The following is a 1,286-nucleotide window of genomic DNA, read 5'->3' as shown; positions in this document are numbered from 1 at the left end:
GGCCTGGAAGGCAAATAAATTAGGGGTAGTGGAGATTACCCTTTAAAAAAGGTTGAATACGAAAAATGAGAAACTGCGAGAAAGCAAGTATTCAGCAGATAGACTCCATAATTAAGGGGCCGAACCGATTGGATATATTAGCTACATTTTTTCCATCTAAATGGAATATTTAATGAAATTCCTCGGAAATAGCTGTAGAAAATCCAGTTAATACATACTTACATACACTCTTTTATAGTTGAAAGTATTCCGCCTATTTTTCTCTAGATACCGCACCATTGACAGCAGCCCTTCATAAACTAATTTTGACTGTATCCCTTAACCTTGTAATTCCCAATACCCGAGCAAGGAGGGGTGACACACATCCATGGGCAGCGACCACAAAAACAAATTTTTACTTACGAACCGCGAACGCGAAGTATTCGAACTCTTAGTGCAGGACAAAACGACAAAGGATATCGCACAGCAGCTTTTCATAAGTGAAAAGACTGTGAGGAATCATATATCGAACGTCATGCAAAAGCTGAACGTAAAGGGTCGTTCACAAGCGGTTGTAGAACTGATTAAGCTTGGGGAATTAAAGATCTGATTCCGTCAGCAAAGGGATCCATGCAAGCCACCCACCCTCCTTTGGAGGGAAACGGGGGCTTTTATGTTTTTATCATGTTGTATTTTTGAGTTTCAGCGCTAGGCGTGGTAAGCTGAATTGAGGTGTATTTGTAACCAAAAGGGGCTGCTTCGGATGTTCAGGCGTGATTATTTGATGCGACAGATTGAACAATTGACGGTGGTGCTGCATCGGATTCTTTTTAACAAGGAACATATCCCGATTGAAGATGCGCAGAGACAGTTAGATGAAGCTAGTCGTCATTTATTGGGTTTGAATATTCGTTCCCTCCAGTCTTTGTCCAGTAAGGATATTCTGGAATTGCTATCCTACCAAGGGAGCATTGATACGGCGAAGGCGTTAGTCATTAGTGATATGTTTGTGGGGCAAGGTGAGCTGTTGAAGCAGCATGAGGAAGATGGGGAGGCCTATTGGGCGCACCTGAAGTCCTTAGATTTACTTTTGCATTTGTCTTTGTCGGATGAAGTTGAGCCTGAGGATGAGGTTAATGATGAAATTGCCACTCGGATGGTTGCGAGTTTGAATCATCTTCAAGGCTGGGAGATCCCAGAAGGGGTGCAGAGGCAGCTTTTTTTACATTATGAGAAACAAAGCAATTATGCGAAGGTTGAAGATGTTTTGTTTCATTATATGGAGGATGTTTCATTATATGGAGGAT

Annotated in this window: 2 protein-coding genes; both read left to right on the top strand. The window is 41.9% G+C overall.

The window, feature by feature from the left end; translation table 11 throughout:
* Positions 1-367: 367 nt before the first annotated feature.
* Positions 368-589, top strand: coding sequence for a helix-turn-helix domain-containing protein (locus tag AC1DLM_RS35360; protein ID WP_028556998.1), 222 nt, complete (start codon positions 368-370; stop codon positions 587-589).
* A 153-nt stretch (positions 590-742) separates the two neighbouring features.
* A partial coding sequence (locus AC1DLM_RS35355) for a DUF6483 family protein (RefSeq protein ID WP_477572620.1) occupies positions 743-1,286 on the top strand: 544 nt, incomplete at its 3' end.

Source organism: Paenibacillus sp. 01T442, assembly GCF_056398345.1.
Note: the sequence above shows the minus strand (reverse complement) of the source record. Positions and strands in the feature narration are given on the sequence as shown.